This is a genomic window from Kribbella sp. NPDC055071 (assembly GCF_053608045.1).
Window position 1 is genome coordinate 71,280 of sequence record NZ_JBSGUS010000001.1, and the last position, 15,322, is coordinate 86,601.

Below are 15,322 nucleotides of genomic sequence, written 5' to 3' on the forward strand. Positions count from 1 at the left end.
CTACGTCCGGCCCTCGTTCTCCTGGGCCTCGAAGAGGGTCGGCTGGGTCTCGGCATCGAGTCCCCAGTCGGCCCTCATCACCGTGTAGCCCGCCTTCTCGGCGGCCGCGCAAACCTTGACGTCGTCGTCGACCAGGACCGCGACCGGCCGTTCCGCGGCGAACTGCTTGAGCCGGCCGAGCTTCATCAGCATCGACGGACGGCGGTCGCTGTTCCCGCGCATGTAGACCTTGCCCTCGGGGAAGCCGTTGTCCTTCAGCCACTTCAGCGTCTCCCGCCGGAGCCGCTCGGGCCGCCCGGTCAGGTAGACGATCACGTGATCGACCGCCAGCGTCGTCGCGACGGCCAGCCCTTCTTCGAGCACCGCGTCCTCCTTCGCGTGCGCGAAGAACGAATCCCAGTCCTTCGGCTTCTTCTCGAGGAAGTGGATCCGCCGGCTGGTGTCGGACAGCGTCGCATCGATGTCGAGTACGGCGTACGGCCGTTGATCGTCAGGCACGACCCCCAGCCTCCCAGGTTTCCCGGTCGACGGCGTACTCGACCTCTCCGAACTCCGTCCCGGACAGGGGATCGTCGTAGTGCTCATGGTAGATCCGGACGAACCGCAGCCCCGACCGCCGCATCACCGCGCGAGACCGGTGGTTCACCGCCATCGTGTCCGCGACCACGCGCTGCATCCCGAGCTCGCCGAACGCCTTGTCGATCAGCGCCCGCGTCCCTTCGGTCGCGTACCCCTTGCCCCAGGCAGCGCGATTCAAGCGGTAGCCGACGTCGACGGTCAGTGGATCCTTGGTGGGCTGCAGTCCGAACCACCCGACGAAGACCCCCGCCTTGTCATGCGCCGCGAAGGTGCCCAGCTGCGGGTGGTCGTCGTACACCTTCAGGATCTGCGGCAGTACGACGTTCGCGATCTCCTCCCGTGGTGTGGGCCGACCGGTCAGGAACCGCATCACCTCGGGATCCGAGTCCAGTTCGACCAGCAAGTCAACGTCTCCCGTCCCGAATCGCCGCACCGTCAGCCGCTCAGTCTGCACACCCCGATGCTCCCAGAGGGTGTCCGGAGTGTGGGCGGTGTGGGGTGGTTCTGAGTGTTGAGTGTGCGACTGTCGATGGCTCGGGTTAGCGTTCATCCCGCAATGGACGAGTCGATCACGTTTCTGCACAGCTCGGACTGGCAGCTGGGGATGATGCGCCGGTTCCTGGGGCCGGACGGCCAGGCCCGGTGGGGTCAGGCGCGCCTGGATGCTGTCGCGCGGATCGGCGCGGTCGCGACGGCGACCGGAGCGGCGTTCGTGGTCGTCACTGGGGATGTGTTCGAGCACAACCAAGTCGAGCGGCAGACGATCTTGCGCGCTTGTGAAGCGCTGAAGCGGATCCCGGTCCCGGTGGTCCTGCTGCCCGGCAACCACGACGCGCTCGAGCCCGGTTCGCTGTGGACCTCGAGCCAGTGGCAGGCCCACGCACCTGAGCACGTGACCGTCGTGACCGACACCAAGCCACTCGAGATCGTGCCGGGCGTCGAGATCGTCGGGGCGCCCTGGCGGTCGCGCCGGCCGCTGTCGGATCCAGCCGCACCTGGGTACGCCGACCTCGCACCGGTCGGACCTGGTACGACGAGGATCCTGCTGGCGCATGGTCAACTGACCAGCCTCTCCGGCGGGATGTCCGACGTACCGACGATCGATCAGACCGCGTTGGAGGCGGCGGTCGAGGACGGCCGGCTGCAGTACGTCGGGCTCGGGGATCGGCACTCGACGACGCGCGTGACGGATCGGATCTGGTTCTCCGGGACGCAGGAGGTCACGTCGCCCGAGGAGGACGCCCCGGGGAACGTGCTGAAGGTGAAGGTCGGTGCCGGTGCCGGCGCGATCGAGGTCGAGCCTGTGCGAGTCGGCGGATGGCACATGGTCGACCATCGGGTCGAGCTGTTCGACGAGGAGTCGCTGGGCGCGCTGGAGGACTGGTTCGCGGAGTTGCCGGAGAAGGAGCGGACGTACGTCCGGCTCGCCGGTGACGGGTCGCTGACGCTCCCGTTGCTCAGCCGGCTGGACGCGATGATCGACGCGCAGGGCGAGGTGTTCGCGAGCGTCGAGCGGTGGGCCAAGTTCTGGACCGTGCGGCCGGCACCGGACGCGGCGGATCTGGATGCATTGCAGTTGAGTGGTCCGGCCCGGGCCGCGATGGAGGAGTTGCGCCAGGCACTGGCCGGTGGCGACGAGGACGCGGGTGCGGCGTTGTCGTTGATGCACCGATTGGCGCGGGACGCGGGATGAGGCTGCACAACTTGGCGCTGCGGGACTTCCGCGGCGTCAAGGAACGTACCGTTCGCTTCCCGGCCCTCGGGACCACCGTGGTGGTCGGTGACAACGAGGTCGGGAAGTCCAGTCTGGTCGAGGCGTTCGGGCTGATCTTCGACTTCCCCGACGACTCCAAGTCGACCCGGATCCGCGACATCCAGCCAGTCGGCCAGGACGTCGGCCCGCAGGTCAGTGTCGAGCTGACCCTCGGCGGGCGCGAGCTCACCTACACCAAGCGCTGGCTGAAGAACCGCTCCACCGAGCTGACCATCGCCGAGCCCGACGGGCGTCGGCAGTCCTGGACCGGCCGCGAGGCGCACAACGAGGCCGAGCGGCTGTTCCACGAACACGTCGACCCGGTGCTGTGGCAGACCTTGATGGTCAGCCAGGGCCAATCGTTGATCCTGCCGACGCCGGCCGATGCCGAGCCCCTGATCACCGCGGTGACCGCGGAGTCGGGGACGCCGGTCGACGGTGCCTCGATGCCGTTGGTGTCGGCGGTCGAGCACGAATACCTGCGCTACTGGACGCGTGGCGGCCGCGCGACGGGTGACTTCGCGAAGTCCGAGAAGTCCGTTGCCGCCGCCGAGCTGGCCTCGGCCCAGGCGCTGAAGGCGATGGAGGAGGTCCAGCAGGACATCCGTCGCGCCGAGCGGCTGACCCTCGACCTCGCCGATGTCGACGGCCGTTCGGCCGAGCAGCTGAAGTCGGTCGAGGAGTTGCGCGAACGCAAGAAGGCGACCGACGAGATCCTGCTCCGCCGGGACGCGGTCCGCCACCGCGCCGAGACGGCGCGCGCCCGGCTGGAGAACCACACCCGGACCAGGGTCGAGCGCGAGCGGTTGCTGGACGAGGTCGAGCGGTTCACGAAGGTCGACGGTGAGCTGGCCGATCGTCGCGCCGATGCCGACCTGGTCGCCAAGACCGCGGCCGACCTGGTGCAGGCGGCCGAGGCCGCGCTGGCCGAGGTGGTCGAGCTCAAGGACGTCCGGCGTACCGAGGTGCAGGAGGCCGAGCGCCGGGTCTCCGAGCTGATGGATCGCGCCGAGCTCGACCGGCTGCTCGGTCAGCAGGCCGAGCTGGTCGACGTCCGCGCGCGGATCGCCGCGGCCGGGACGATCCTGGACCGGATCAAGGTCGATGACGCGCTCGTCGCGGCGTTGGAGGACGGGCGGGCGGCGGTCGTCGAGGCCCGGGCCGCGCTGGCGGCCGGCGTACCGGAGGTGCTGGTACGACGTCTTGGCGCCGAGCCGGTGGAATTGTCGGGGACCGGGCTCGACGGTGAGGTGCCGTCGGAGTTGGGCTTCGACGAGTCGACCGAGGTCCTGGTCGCCGGGGAGCTCGTGATCGGCGTGCCTGGCCAGGTCGAGGTCACGGTCCGGGCGGGTGGCGAGGCGGCGACCTTGCGGTCGCGGGTGGACGACGCCGTGCGGCGCGAGAAGGACCTGTTGAAGAAGGCCGGCGTGAAGGACGTTGCGGCCGCGCGGGAGTTGCTGCGGAAGGCGGATACGGCGTCGGCCGAGTTGCACGAGGCCCGTCGGACCGAGAAGTCGCTGACGTCGGGCGGTGATCCGGGGGAGCGGATCGCGGTGCTGACCGCGAGGCTCGGCGACCAGGACGACGAGCCTGGTCAGCAGGCTGCGGTGGAGGGCGTGCCCGGGCAGATGTCGTTGTTCGAGGAGTTCTCGTCACCGCACGACACCTTGTTCGACGACTTCGAACCGGCCAGTGAGCCTGGTGATCTGCCCGGTGATCTGCCCGGCGCTCAGCGAGCCTTGGAGCAGGCGCGGGACGGGCTCGGCGAGGCTGAGCGGTTGCTCGCCGACGCGGAGTTCGCCGCGGCGCAGGCCCGGAAGGCGGCCGACGAGGATCGGTCCGAGGCACAGCAGGCGCGGGCTCGATCGGAGCTCGCCGGAGAGCGGTTGGCCGCCGCGATCGAGGCATTGGAGACGGCCCGGGCGATTCTCGACGACGACGCGGTGTCGGCGGCCGAGGGTGACGCGACGACCGAGGTCGAGACGGTTCTCGAGGAGCTGACCGACGTACAGGAGCAGGTGGATGCGGCCGGGGCCGACCAGGTTGCGGGCGAGTTGACCGATGCGTTGGCGGTGGCTGCGCGGCTGCAAGGTGAGCGGGACACGTTGCGTGATGCGCTCCGGACGACCGAGGGCCGGCTGGAGCAGTCCGGACGGGACGGGTTGGCGACGCGGCGCGATCTGGCCGACGTGGAGTTGGCCGCTGTACGCGCGGAGCACGACAGCCTGCGGCGTCGGGCCGAAGCGGCTCGGCGGGTGTACGAGACGCTCGGCCGGCATCGGGCCGAGGCGCAGACGAAGTACTCCGAGCCACTGCAGAGCCGGATCGAGTCGCTCGGTCGCAGTGTGTACGGGCCGTCGTTCAAGGTCTGGCTGGACGACGATCTCGCGGTGGCCGAGCGAGAGCTGGACGGGGTTCGGCTGCCTGTGGAGGCGCTGTCGACGGGTGCGCAGGAGCAGCTCGCGATCATCACCCGGCTCGCGATCAGTCATCTGGTCAGCACGGGCGAGGGGAGTGTGCCGGTGATCTTCGACGACGCGCTCGGGTGGTCGGACAAGGCGCGCCTGCGGGACATGGGCGGGCTGCTCGGTCGCGCCGGGGATCACGGGCAGGTCATCATCCTGACCTGCATGCCGGACCGCTACGAGTACGTCCCGAAGGCGACGTTCATCAAACTGGACGGATGATCCGCTCGGGCGCGCTGTAGACGACGCAGCGTTCGCCGCGGGCGAAGCCGGCCAGGGTGACGTTGAACTTGCGGGCGAGGTCGACGGCCAGGCTCGAGGGTGCGCCGACCGCGACGATCATGCCGATGCCGGCGGCGACCGCCTTCTGGATGATCTCGTAGCCGGCGCGACCGCTGACCGCGAGGACGAGACCCTTGCGGGAGTGCTGGTTGAGGACGGTCCAGCCGACGACCTTGTCGACGGCGTTGTGGCGGCCGACGTCCTCACGGACGACCACCTTGCTGCCGTCCGTCGTGAAGAGACCGGCCGCGTGCAGGCCGCCGGTCTTGCTGAAGGTCGGCTGGCCGTCGCGGAGCAGATCGGGGAGCCGTCGTACGACGTCGACCGGCACCTCGACGGGATCGACAGGGTCGTAGTCGCGCTCGGCGAGCTCGTCCAGGCTTTGCTGGCCGCAGACACCGCAGGCCGCCGAGGTCACGCCGTACCGCTGGGGTGGTTCGCGGTCGGGCGGGCCGTCGAAGGTGACCGTGACGGTGTTGAACTGCTGCTCCTGGGTCAGCTTGACGTCGGTGCAGTAGGCGACGGTCCGGATCGCGTCCGGGCGGACCGCGAAGCCCTCACCGAGGCAGAAACCGGCGGCCAGCTCGAAGTCGGCACCTGGCGTCCGCATGGTCACGACCAGCGGCTCAGGTGGGCGGCCGGGCCACTCGAGCCGCAGCTCCAGCGGCTCCTCGGTGACGACGACGTCCTCCCGTCGGGACGTCCGCTCGCCGTCCAGCACCTCGACCTTGAACCTCGTCGTCGGCCTCATGGTTATACAGTATGTGCCCTCACCAGCCACGGCGTGGCGCTAGCCAGTCGAGGAAGGTCCAGGCGTAGAAACGCCCGTGCTCACGGATGGCCGGAGTACAGCCGAGGGGTGGCGGCGCATCGGGGTTCTTCATCATGTAGGCGGCAATGAGTGCGACGAAGCAGTCGAGATGTTCGGGCGGCACGTCGGCTGTGAGCGGGCTGCTGTGGATCGCTTGCTCGGTGTCGATGCCGTGGTACCGGGCAACCGGCAGGAGGCTGACCCAGTCCAACCAGCGGGGGCCCAGGGCCAACCAGTTCCAGTCGACGGTCCAGCAGGTGTTGTCGGCGTCGACGATCAGGTTGTCGGGACGCAGGTCGCTGTGGGTTGCCGCCTCTCCGATCAGCGCCGTCGGCGCCATGGCAACGAGGTCGACGAGCTCCGGCAGGATCCGTCGTACCCATGGTTGGAGGCGATCGGGGAGTGGGCGATCCCCGTCGATGATCTGCTGCGGTACGGCGATCGCGGACTCGCCGCTCTCCACATCGCTCAGGAAGGTCCGCAACCCGGCAAACGGACTGGGATCCAGCGCGTCGGTCATTCGCTCGCAGGTCGCGGTCACGACAGCGAAGTCCTCCACGGTCCAGGGTGTTCCAGGCATGCGGCCGTCCACCCACTCCGACACAACGGCGAACCACTGTGCACTGGAGGCGGTGGTGATGATGGCGGGGACGCGGATCGCGCTGGGGAGTTGAGGGACTACCTCGGCCTCGCGTTGGTAGGCCTTGTAGGCGTGGAGGGTGTCGTCGGCGGCCTTGATGAAGACCTTGCGGCCGTCGGCCAGGTGGGCTCGGGCTGCGAAGCCGCCGGTGAAGCCCGAGCCGACGGGCCGGGCGACCTCGACAATTTCGGTGCCTAGGGCAACGGCCAGGGCCTCGTGGAGGGCGACCGGGAGCGCGCTCCAGTCGGGGCGCAGGGAGGTATTGGTGTAGTCGACGTCGGGCGCGCGGCTCATGTCCATAGACGATAGAGCTGCCGGGGTGGCGGGCGCCTGTGGTTTAGCGTGCGGGTGTGGCGGCTTTGCATGTGCTGGACCTGGTCGGGATCTTCGTGTTCGGGATCACCGGTGCGCTGGTCGGCGTACGGAAGAACCTCGATGTGTTCGGGATCCAGGTGCTCGCGCTGGTGACCGGGCTCGGCGGCGGGTTCATCCGGGACGTGCTGATCGGCGACACCCCGCCGGCCGCGCTCAGGGATTGGCGGTATCTCGCGGTGCCGGTCGCGGCCGGGCTGATCACGTTCTTCCTGCACCCGGGCATCGGCCGGCTCGAGCGGTTGGTGAACATCTTCGACGCGGCCGGTCTCGCCCTGTTCTGCGTGACCGGCGCGCTGAAGGCCGTCGAGTACAACCTCTCCCCACTGTCGGCCGCCCTGCTCGGCACGATCTCGGGGATCGGCGGTGGCGTGATCCGAGACATCCTGAGCGGCCGGGTCCCCGTCGTCCTGCGGTCCGAGATCTACGCCACCCCCGCATTCCTCGGCGCCGGCATCGTGGTTGTCGCGGCAGCCCTCGACTACGACGCCCTGTGGGTACCGATCGTCGCGGCGGTCATCTGCTTCGCCATCCGCCTGATCGCGATCCGCCGCGGCTGGAACGCGCCGCTACCCCGCCAGCCGTGACCAACCGTTGACATCGGCAAGCAAATCCAGGTACCGCTGCCACCGCGAGTCGGTCTCCGTACGACGAAGCTCGATCAACTGCTCGCGGAACGCCGGATCGTGCCGCAGCGGATCGTCCGCGGCGAGAGCACGCCAGCTGGCGGCCAACCGCCGTACCGACGCCCGGAAGTCGGCGTCCTGTGCCAACGCGGCCAACTCCAACCAGGCCTCGACCTGCTGCGGCGTGGCGTTGTCGGGCAGGACTGGCGTGAGGTTCTGCCGGGCTGCGGCCAACGACGGGTCGTCGCCGAGGGTTGCGGAGAGGAAGTCGGCGATGAGAGTACGCCGTTCCTCCTCGGATCGGGCAGTCAGCTTGTGCATGAGTTCGAGCTCCTCCGGGGTCAAGTGACGGTGGACCGCGACCGAGAGCACCGCCTCGCGCAGCCGCAACGTCTGGATCTGTAGCGCGACTGCTTCGGAGTGCGCCGTGAGTACGTCGGCCAGCGTCCGCTCCCGCTCCAGGACGGCCCGCACGGTCGCGAGCTCGATGCCGAGCTCCCTGAGGGTGCGGATCAGCTCCAGTCGGGCCAGGGCGTCCGCGTCGTATCTGCGGTGGCCGGCAGCGGTACGGCGTGACGCCAGGAGCCCCTGGTCGGAGTAGTACCGCACCGTCTTCACGGAGACCCCGGCCAGCCGCGCTACCTCGCCGATCGAGTGATCCATGCGCATCACCCTCACATCTCCCGTCGGAGGAGATACAAGCCTAGTTGTGTGCGAAGCGGGTCTTGGGTCGCGCAAACGTGGTGGAGAGGGCGGCGACCAGTGCACAGGCGATGCCGACCGAGAAGGGGACCCAATACGCCTGCGACGGGCCCCAGACATCGACAGCGTGCCCAGAGGCGGCGTTGCCGGGGGCAACACCGAGCAGCATGCCGGTGACGGTCCACGTGATCGCCTCGGTGAGGCGCTGTGGCGGCACCCACTCCTCGATGCAGGCGGTGACGGCGACCATGGTCGGTGCGATCGTCAGACCGCAGCAGAACAGCACCACACCCAGCAGCCACACGCTGTTGACCCAGGGGAGTGGCGCGAGGCTGACAGCGAGCACGATCGTGCCGAACAGCAGGCGTCGCTCCACCGGAGCCCGCCAGTGCACCGAGCCGTACCAGAGCCCGGCCAGCAGGCTGCCGAACGCCCAGACGGCCAGTACGACGCCGGACAGCCCGGCCTGGCCCTTCTCCGTGGTGAAAGCGACCGTGATGACCTCGGCCCCACCGAGAGTCGCTCCGAGCCCGAGACCGATCAGGCTGAGCAGTGCGATCGAGACCCAGGGGAGTGGCGCCTGCTCGGTCCCATCGGACTTCCCGCGACCGGGCGGGTCGGACCCGCGCAACAACGCCAGCCAGATCCCGCCCACGAGTCCCAATACGCCGGCGGCAGACAGAGCGGCGTACGGGCTGACCTGGGTGGCGAGAGCGGTCACAACGACCGGACCGACAACGAACACGACTTCGTCACCGACAGCCTCCAAAGCGAAGGCAGTCTGCAGTGCGCGACCGCGGCCGAGCAGATGTGTCCAGCGAGCCCGGACGAACGAGCCGACCTGGGGACGGGTGCCGCCGGCAACGAACGAGAGGACGTACAGGACCCAGATCGGCGCGCCGGCATTCACCGCGACCAGCAGAGCCGCCAGTCCGAGCGTGCAGAGGATCGAACCGGTCAGCAGCAGAGTCCGCTGACCGAAGCGGTCGACCAGCCTGCCCTGGATCGGGCCGGTCACCGCGCCGGCGATCACCCCGACGCCGGAGACCGCGCCGGCGAGTCCGTAGGAGCCGGTCTCGCGGGCGATCAGGATCACGATGCCCAGGCCCAGCATCGAGATCGGCATACGCCCGAGGATCCCGGCGGCGAAGAAGGCGCCGGCGCCGGGACGACGCATGAGATGGACGTAAGGCTTGAGCATGGGGACCGAGGACACCCTAGCTGGGGCGAACTGAGAAACTTGCATCATGCGAGTCGATGCATCGCCGTACGACGCTGTCCTGCTGTTGTCCTTCGGTGGTCCGGAGAAGACCGAAGACGTCCTCCCGTTCCTGCAGAACGTGACCCGCGGCCGCGGGATCCCGGACGAGCGGCTGAAGGAGGTCGGGGAGCACTACTACGCGTTCGGTGGGAAGAGCCCGATCAACGATCAGAACCGGGCGCTGCTGGAGGCGCTGCGGGAGTCGTTCGACGAGATCGGTCTGGAGCTGCCGATCTATTGGGGCAACCGGAACTGGGAGCCGTACCTGACCGACACCCTGCGCGAGATGGCCGCGGACGGGATCCGGCGTGCTGTGGTGATCGTGACCGCCGCCTACCCGTCGTACTCCGGCTGCCGGCAGTACCGCGAGAATCTCGAGGACGCTGCGCGGGAGGTCCCCGATGCACCGCAGGTCGACAAGCTGCGGCATTACGCGAACCATCCGGGCTTCGTCGGCTCGTTCGTCGAGTCGACCGCCGAGGCGCTGAGCCGGCTGCCGGAGGGGAGTGCGGTCGCTTATGTGACGCATTCCATCCCAACGGCCATGAACGCGACCAGCGGGCCGGACGGCAACGGGTACGTCGACTGGCATCTGGACGTAGCCGCGGAGATCGACGCCGAGCTCCAACGTCGTACCGGCCGGACCCGGCGGTCCGACCTGGTCTACTGCTCGCGATCCGGACCGCCGCAGGTGCCGTGGCTCGAGCCGGACGTGAACGACCACCTGGAGAAGCTGGCGGACGCGGGGGTGCCCGGGGTGGCCGTCGTACCGATCGGGTTCGTCAGCGACCACATGGAGGTCGTCTACGACCTCGACACCGAAGCGGCCGCGACGGCCGAGAAGCTGCGCCTGCCGATGGCGCGGGCCGCGACCCCTGGCACCGGCAAGCTGTTCGTGGACATGCTGCGCGACCTGGTCGTCGAGCGGGCCCAGGCCGAGCGCGGCGAGCAACCGGCCCGTCCGTGCGTCGGCAGACTCGGCGCGGCCTGGGACGACTGCCGGCACGATTGCTGCCCACCTTTGCGCCGACCAACCTCTCCGAAGGAAGCCGTATGAGCACCTCGCAGGATCTGCTCGAGCTGGCGGTCGACGTCGCGACGGAGGCGGCCGCGATGATCGTCGAACGCCGCCGCGGCACGATCACGGTCGCCGACACCAAGAGCACCGTCACGGACATCGTCACCGCGGTCGATCGCGAGTCCGAGGAGCTGATCCGGGCGCGGGTCCTGAAGGCCCGTCCGGACGACTCGTTCCTGGGTGAGGAGGGCGACGACGTGATCGGTACCAGCGGGGTGCGCTGGGTGGTCGACCCGATCGACGGCACGGTCAATTACCTGTACGACATCCCGACGTACGCCGTCTCCGTCGCCGTTGAGGTGGATGGGGAGACGGTCGCCGGGGTGGTGGTGGATGCGCCGAAGGGCGAGGTGTTCACGGCGACCCGGGGCGGTGGGGCGTTCTCGAACGGGTCACCGATCCGGGTGTCTGGCTGTGCGGAGCTGAGTAAGGCGCTGGTCGGGACCGGGTTCGGATACGACCCGGCGCGGCGGAAGATCCAGGCCGAGGTCGTGCAGAAGCTGATCGCGGAGGTCCGGGACATCCGGCGGATCGGGGTCGGCGCGATCGACCTCTGCTATGTGGCGTGCGGCCGGCTGGACGCGGTGTTCGAGCGCGGCCTGAATCCGTGGGACTACGGAGCGGGCGCGCTGATCGCGACCGAGGCCGGTGCGACCGTCGGCGGGCTGAACGGCGCTCCGGTCTCGCCGGAGATGTCGATCGCGACCAGTCCGGCGCTCTTCGCGGCGTTTCACGATCTGCTGGCCGCGGCCGACCCGTTGCGCGGGTAGGCGTCTCTGACTGCTCGTTTCTGCGCAGTACCGCGCAATAATGAGCATTTCGTTGTTCGGTCCTGACATTTGTGGCGACACGCGGGCCAGAGCATGGACCCAGTCGTGCATCTCGGCCCTTTATAGGGCACAATCCCGTCCTCGGGACAGGTACTTGCCGGTCCTGGCCTGGCTGTCAAGGGTTTCGGGGGACTGAGATTCAGCGCGATGCTGGTGCGCGGAATTTCTCGGCCGCTTTACCCGTTCAAGGGCTCAGCAGGCAACACCACGGGTACGAAGAGGGCAGGGAAACACCATGGCGACTGATTACGACGCCCCGCGCAAGACGGACGAGGACACTTCCGAAGAGTCGATCGAGGAACTGAAGACTCGCCGTCACGACAAGAACTCCGGCAAGGTCGACGAGGACGAGGCCGAGGCCGCGGAGAGCTTCGAGCTGCCCGGCGCCGACCTGAGCCACGAAGAGCTGGCGGTGCGGGTGCTCCCGCGCCAGGCCGACGAGTTCACCTGTTCGAGCTGCTTCCTGGTTCACCACCGCAGCCAGCTCGCAGAAACGAAGAACGGGCAGCTGATCTGCCGCGACTGCGCAGCCTGACACCAGCGCCCTTCTTCACAACCCACAGCGGGACCACTCCACCGGAGCGGTCCCGCTGTCACGTTCAGCCCTTCTTCACCAAACCCGAGCGGACTTTGTCGTCCTGCTCGTAGCCAGGTGGGGCGTGGCCGGTGGACTTCAGGTAGTAGGCGGCGGCCTGACGCTCGGCGAAGAGCCTGGCGGCCGCGGCGGCGGCTCCGCTGGCTACGGCCCAGGTGACGACCTCGGCGTACCCGCCCTCGCCCGCCTTCGGCGGCTTACCGCCCGAACCGAGCTTCCACGCCGCACTGACTGCCTTGTTCGCGACCAGCCCCACGACGACCGTGAACACGATCTGTACGAGTTTCCAGCCGACTTTCGCTCCCACCACAGCAACCTCCTAGCGCGTGTCCCCAAAATCAGGATCCGACAGTCAGGATCTTGCCATGCTGTTCCCGGTGAGCGCCGCTGCCAATCGCTCGGGGTGGCGCGTGGCGATCACCCAGTACGGCGCTGGGTCGCGCGGATCCGTGATCTGCACCCGGACCGCCCCCCGCACGTAGCTGCGCAGCAGCAGGTAAGCCTGCGGATCGCAGTCCCGCCCGAACGCGTGGCGGGCGTCGTCTCCGGCCAATGCCTCGACCGGACCCAGGTGAGCCCGCTCGATCACGGCCCGGCCGGCCCGGAGCCGTTCACTGTCCACCTCGACGCGTGCGCCGCCGTACCGGAGGAAGAAGAACAGCAGCAGTACCAGCGCGATGCCGCCGACCAGCACTCCAGCCAGCAGGTTGACCGGTACGGCGACGATCCCGAAGAGCGTGATGACCAAGGCGGTCGCGATGATCCACCAGGACACCGGCACGCTCAGGCGCTCGCGATAGCTAGCCACACCACCAGCCTGGCATGTGACCACACCAGCCGCGTCGGTAGGGTCGCCTCTCGTGACTGAGGTTCTGATCCAGAGACTCGACCCTGACCTGCCGCTTCCGTCGTACGCGCATCCCGGCGATGCCGGTGCGGACCTGGTTGCGGCCACTGACATCACTCTGAAGCCGGGTGAGCGCGGCCTGGTCGGTACGGGGATCGCGATCGCACTGCAGGACGGGTACGCCGCCTTCGTGCACCCGCGGTCCGGACTGGCCGCGAAGCACGGCGTTTCGATCGTGAACGCCCCGGGCACTGTGGACGCGGGCTACCGGGGCGAGATCAAGGTCTGCCTGATCAACCTCGACCCGCACGCCGAGGTGACCCTGCGGCGCGGCGACCGGATCGCGCAACTGGTGATCCAGGCGGTCGAGAAGGCGTCGTTCGTCGAGGTCACCACGCTGCCGGGTTCGGCCCGCGGCGACGGGGGGTACGGCTCGACCGGCGGCTTCGGCGGTGTGACACGCTGACTACCTGCATCCGCTGACCTGACGGATACGCCAGACTACGGCGGGCAGTACCGACACAAAACGAGGAAGTAGAACAGTGATCTTCCGCCGCAAGGCCAAGAACGACGACGTCGACACGACCGCAACGGATGCGGAACCGGGTGCTGCGGACGACCTCTCCGGCGGTGGCCCTGACGACGGCACGGGTACGGCGCAGACCGTGGCCGAGGGGCCGTACGACTCCAGCGAGATCGACCCCGAGGCACTGCAGGCCGAGGACCGGATCGATCTGGGCGCTCTGGTGATCACCGGGATCCCGGGGATGGAGCTGCGGCTGCAGGTCGACGAGCAGTCCGGCGAGGTGCAGGCGATCCTGCTGGTGATCGAGGAGTCCGCGCTCGAGCTGCGTGCGTTCGCGGCACCGAAGTCGGCCGGCATCTGGGACGAGGTCCGGCGCGAGGTCGCCGCGGAGGCCAGCCGGATCGGCGGTACGGCGACCGAGGTCGACGGTCCGTTCGACACCGAGCTGCGGCTCGTGCTGCCGGTCGAGGACCCCGAAGGTCAGATCGTCAGCCAGACCTCCCGCGTGATCGGCGTCAACGGTCCGCGCTGGCTGCTGCGGGCGACCGTGCTGGGCCGGGCCGCAGTGGACCCGGAGGCGGCGCTGCCGATGGAGGAGACGCTGCGCAATGTGGTCGTCGTCCGCGGGGCCGAGCCGATGATCGCTCGCGAGCCGCTGCCGTTGCGGCTTCCGCCGGGCGCTCAGCCGATCGAGGACGAGTCGGCCGAATAGACGAGTCCGAAGAGACGGTGCGACGGACTACACTCGACATCATGGGTAGCGACAAACCCGCGGGGCTGTGGAAGCGCGCCTTCCGGGGACTGGCCGGAGACCGTGACCAGCAGGACGCGGAGGTCCTTCAGGACTTCTCGCGAGACTGCGGGGCGCGGTCCATCACCGGCTGCCACGACCGGGAGATGGTCACGTTGTACGGCACGCTGCGGACGATCACGTTCAGTCCGCGCGGCGGCGTACCGGCCCTGGAGGGCGAGTTGTACGACGGCACCGGCACGGTCAAGCTGATCTGGCTGGGCCGCCGCAAGATCGCCGGGATCCATCCTGGTTCGGAACTGATCGCCTCCGGGCGGATCGGGGTCGTCGACGGCGACCGGGTGATGTTCAACCCGCGCTACGAGCTCCGCCCGACGGCCGCGCATGGCTGAGCCGACGTCGCGCCGCGACCAGATCGAGGAGAACCTCGAAGAGAAGCTGGTCGACATGTTGCAGCCCGAGATCGAGGCGGCCGCGACCGAGCCGCCGGCCGACTCGCCCGAATCTGCCGAGCCCGAGGCTGCGCCCGCCAAGCCGGCGCCGACGACCGACAAGGACTTCTTCCACGCACTCGGTGGTTGGGGTGCGCTGCTCGACATCGGCCTGCCCTGGATCGCGTTCCTGGTCGCGTATGCCGTCACCGATCACAAGCTGCAGCAGTCGCTGATCATCGCGATCGGCATCGCCGCGGTGATCGCGCTGGTGCGGTTGGTCCGGCGGCAGCAGTTGCGCAACGTGGTCGGCGGCTTCATCGGAGTCCTCATCTCCGCCTGGGTCGCGAACCGCACCGGCAACGCCAAAGACTTCTACGTCCCCGGCCTGCTGACCAACCTCGGGTACGGCGCGCTGTATCTCATCACCGTGCTCATCCGCTGGCCACTCTTCGGCGTCCTGTACGGCGTGATCACCCAAACCGGCACGTCATGGCGCCGCGACCCCGCGATGCTCAAGGGATTCTCCCGAGCCACGCTGGTCTTCGTGGCCCTGTTCGCGATTCGCCTGATTGTCCAGGTCCCGCTGTACTTCACCGGCAGCCTGAACGCCCTCGGCATCGCCAAGATCGGCCTGGGGCTGCCGTTCTACGCTCTGGCCCTCTGGCTCGCGTACGCCGCCCTCCGCGGCTCCCTCCCCGCGGAGAAGTGGGACGAAGCCCGGGACCACGTAACCCACCTCCTCCGCGGCAACAAGAAGTAGTACTCCCCGC

Annotated in this window: 18 protein-coding genes; 10 read left to right on the forward strand and 8 right to left on the reverse strand. The window is 68.8% G+C overall.

From position 1 onward, the window contains the following. Together ACWF4Z_RS00375 and ACWF4Z_RS00380 are read right to left on the reverse strand one after the other, a co-directional pair. A complete protein-coding gene (locus tag ACWF4Z_RS00375; protein ID WP_452240723.1) occupies positions 1-498 on the reverse strand; it encodes a phosphatase domain-containing protein in 498 nt (165 codons plus the stop codon). After that, complete coding sequence (locus tag ACWF4Z_RS00380; RefSeq protein ID WP_452240724.1) at positions 491-1,033, reverse strand: GNAT family N-acetyltransferase; 543 nt, start codon at positions 1,031-1,033, stop codon at positions 491-493. The genes ACWF4Z_RS00375 and ACWF4Z_RS00380 overlap by 8 nt, the downstream gene beginning before the upstream one ends. Before the next feature lie 102 nt (positions 1,034-1,135). On the opposite strand from ACWF4Z_RS00380, the gene ACWF4Z_RS00385 reads away from it, so the two are divergent. Together ACWF4Z_RS00385 and ACWF4Z_RS00390 are read left to right on the forward strand one after the other, a co-directional pair. Further along, a complete protein-coding gene (locus ACWF4Z_RS00385) occupies positions 1,136-2,272 on the forward strand; it encodes a metallophosphoesterase family protein (protein WP_452240725.1) in 1,137 nt (378 codons plus the stop codon). Continuing rightward, a complete protein-coding gene (locus ACWF4Z_RS00390) occupies positions 2,269-5,019 on the forward strand; it encodes an AAA family ATPase (RefSeq protein WP_452240726.1) in 2,751 nt (916 codons plus the stop codon). Before ACWF4Z_RS00385 ends, ACWF4Z_RS00390 begins: the two co-directional genes overlap by 4 nt. Here the strand turns inward: ACWF4Z_RS00390 and fdhD are convergent. Next, positions 5,003-5,830 (reverse strand): formate dehydrogenase accessory sulfurtransferase FdhD, encoded by an 828-nt coding sequence (gene fdhD, locus ACWF4Z_RS00395; protein WP_452240727.1) that lies wholly within the window; start codon positions 5,828-5,830, stop codon positions 5,003-5,005. The two genes, ACWF4Z_RS00390 and fdhD, sit on opposite strands and share 17 nt — an antisense overlap. 19 nt (positions 5,831-5,849) lie before the next feature. Further along, complete coding sequence (locus tag ACWF4Z_RS00400; protein WP_452240728.1) at positions 5,850-6,824, reverse strand: phosphotransferase family protein; 975 nt, start codon at positions 6,822-6,824, stop codon at positions 5,850-5,852. Between the two features lie 65 nt (positions 6,825-6,889). Here ACWF4Z_RS00400 and ACWF4Z_RS00405 point away from each other — a divergent pair, with 65 nt between their 5' ends. Beyond that, positions 6,890-7,489 (forward strand): trimeric intracellular cation channel family protein, encoded by a 600-nt coding sequence (locus ACWF4Z_RS00405; RefSeq protein ID WP_452241299.1) that lies wholly within the window; start codon positions 6,890-6,892, stop codon positions 7,487-7,489. Here ACWF4Z_RS00405 and ACWF4Z_RS00410 read toward each other — a convergent pair. Continuing rightward, positions 7,472-8,191, reverse strand: coding sequence for a MerR family transcriptional regulator (locus ACWF4Z_RS00410; RefSeq protein WP_452240729.1), 720 nt, complete (start codon positions 8,189-8,191; stop codon positions 7,472-7,474). The genes ACWF4Z_RS00405 and ACWF4Z_RS00410 overlap by 18 nt on opposite strands. A 40-nt stretch (positions 8,192-8,231) precedes the next feature. Next, the gene (locus ACWF4Z_RS00415) at positions 8,232-9,431 is read right to left on the reverse strand and encodes an MFS transporter (protein ID WP_452240730.1); all 1,200 of its coding nucleotides are present in this window, start codon (positions 9,429-9,431) and stop codon (positions 8,232-8,234) included. A 46-nt stretch (positions 9,432-9,477) separates the two neighbouring features. On the opposite strand from ACWF4Z_RS00415, the gene ACWF4Z_RS00420 reads away from it, so the two are divergent. The 3 genes from ACWF4Z_RS00420 (at position 9,478) to ACWF4Z_RS00430 (ending at position 11,934) form a co-directional block, all read left to right on the forward strand. Beyond that, a complete protein-coding gene (locus ACWF4Z_RS00420) occupies positions 9,478-10,548 on the forward strand; it encodes a ferrochelatase (protein WP_452240731.1) in 1,071 nt (356 codons plus the stop codon). Beyond that, positions 10,545-11,339 carry an inositol monophosphatase family protein gene (locus ACWF4Z_RS00425; protein WP_452240732.1) on the forward strand — a complete coding sequence of 265 codons (795 nt, stop codon included), beginning with the start codon at positions 10,545-10,547 and terminating at the stop codon, positions 11,337-11,339. Before ACWF4Z_RS00420 ends, ACWF4Z_RS00425 begins: the two co-directional genes overlap by 4 nt. A 295-nt stretch (positions 11,340-11,634) precedes the next feature. Continuing rightward, positions 11,635-11,934 carry a DUF4193 domain-containing protein gene (locus ACWF4Z_RS00430; RefSeq protein ID WP_360375811.1) on the forward strand — a complete coding sequence of 100 codons (300 nt, stop codon included), beginning with the start codon at positions 11,635-11,637 and terminating at the stop codon, positions 11,932-11,934. Positions 11,935-11,998: 64 nt separating this feature from the next. Here ACWF4Z_RS00430 and ACWF4Z_RS00435 read toward each other — a convergent pair whose 3' ends face one another. After that, the gene (locus ACWF4Z_RS00435) at positions 11,999-12,301 is read right to left on the reverse strand and encodes a DUF4235 domain-containing protein (protein ID WP_452240733.1); all 303 of its coding nucleotides are present in this window, start codon (positions 12,299-12,301) and stop codon (positions 11,999-12,001) included. A 45-nt stretch (positions 12,302-12,346) separates the two neighbouring features. After that, positions 12,347-12,802: a DUF3093 domain-containing protein gene (locus ACWF4Z_RS00440; RefSeq protein WP_452240734.1), complete on the reverse strand. Its 456-nt coding sequence runs from the start codon at positions 12,800-12,802 to the stop codon at positions 12,347-12,349. 52 nt (positions 12,803-12,854) lie between these two features. On the opposite strand from ACWF4Z_RS00440, the gene dut reads away from it, so the two are divergent. The 4 genes from dut to ACWF4Z_RS00460 all read left to right on the forward strand — a co-directional run bounded on the left by dut (position 12,855) and on the right by ACWF4Z_RS00460 (position 15,312). After that, on the forward strand, positions 12,855-13,307 hold the full coding sequence (gene dut / locus ACWF4Z_RS00445; RefSeq protein ID WP_452240735.1) for a dUTP diphosphatase: 453 nt from the start codon (positions 12,855-12,857) through the stop codon (positions 13,305-13,307). Between the two features lie 76 nt (positions 13,308-13,383). After that, entirely contained in the window at positions 13,384-14,079 is a 696-nt protein-coding gene (locus ACWF4Z_RS00450; protein ID WP_452240736.1) for a DUF3710 domain-containing protein, read from the forward strand. A gap of 41 nt (positions 14,080-14,120) precedes the next feature. Then, the gene (locus ACWF4Z_RS00455; RefSeq protein ID WP_452240737.1) at positions 14,121-14,510 is read left to right on the forward strand and encodes an OB-fold nucleic acid binding domain-containing protein; all 390 of its coding nucleotides are present in this window, start codon (positions 14,121-14,123) and stop codon (positions 14,508-14,510) included. Further along, positions 14,503-15,312: a DUF3159 domain-containing protein gene (locus tag ACWF4Z_RS00460; protein WP_452240738.1), complete on the forward strand. Its 810-nt coding sequence runs from the start codon at positions 14,503-14,505 to the stop codon at positions 15,310-15,312. The genes ACWF4Z_RS00455 and ACWF4Z_RS00460 overlap by 8 nt, the downstream gene beginning before the upstream one ends. Positions 15,313-15,322: the final 10 nt, after the last annotated feature.

Bases quoted from the DNA above. Each gene is read 5' to 3' on its own strand.
- ACWF4Z_RS00425 (WP_452240732.1), top strand. From the start codon at position 10,545: ATGAGCACCTCGCAGGATCTGCTCGAGCTGGCGGTCGACGTCGCGACG.
- fdhD (WP_452240727.1), bottom strand. From the start codon at position 5,830: ATGAGGCCGACGACGAGGTTCAAGGTCGAGGTGCTGGACGGCGAGCGG.
- ACWF4Z_RS00385 (WP_452240725.1), top strand. From the start codon at position 1,136: ATGGACGAGTCGATCACGTTTCTGCACAGCTCGGACTGGCAGCTGGGG.
- ACWF4Z_RS00410 (WP_452240729.1), bottom strand. From the start codon at position 8,191: ATGGATCACTCGATCGGCGAGGTAGCGCGGCTGGCCGGGGTCTCCGTG.
- ACWF4Z_RS00415 (WP_452240730.1), bottom strand. From the start codon at position 9,431: ATGCTCAAGCCTTACGTCCATCTCATGCGTCGTCCCGGCGCCGGCGCC.
- ACWF4Z_RS00390 (WP_452240726.1), top strand. From the start codon at position 2,269: ATGAGGCTGCACAACTTGGCGCTGCGGGACTTCCGCGGCGTCAAGGAA.
- ACWF4Z_RS00430 (WP_360375811.1), top strand. From the start codon at position 11,635: ATGGCGACTGATTACGACGCCCCGCGCAAGACGGACGAGGACACTTCC.
- ACWF4Z_RS00420 (WP_452240731.1), top strand. From the start codon at position 9,478: ATGCGAGTCGATGCATCGCCGTACGACGCTGTCCTGCTGTTGTCCTTC.
- ACWF4Z_RS00460 (WP_452240738.1), top strand. From the start codon at position 14,503: ATGGCTGAGCCGACGTCGCGCCGCGACCAGATCGAGGAGAACCTCGAA.
- ACWF4Z_RS00455 (WP_452240737.1), top strand. From the start codon at position 14,121: ATGGGTAGCGACAAACCCGCGGGGCTGTGGAAGCGCGCCTTCCGGGGA.
- ACWF4Z_RS00400 (WP_452240728.1), bottom strand. From the start codon at position 6,824: ATGAGCCGCGCGCCCGACGTCGACTACACCAATACCTCCCTGCGCCCC.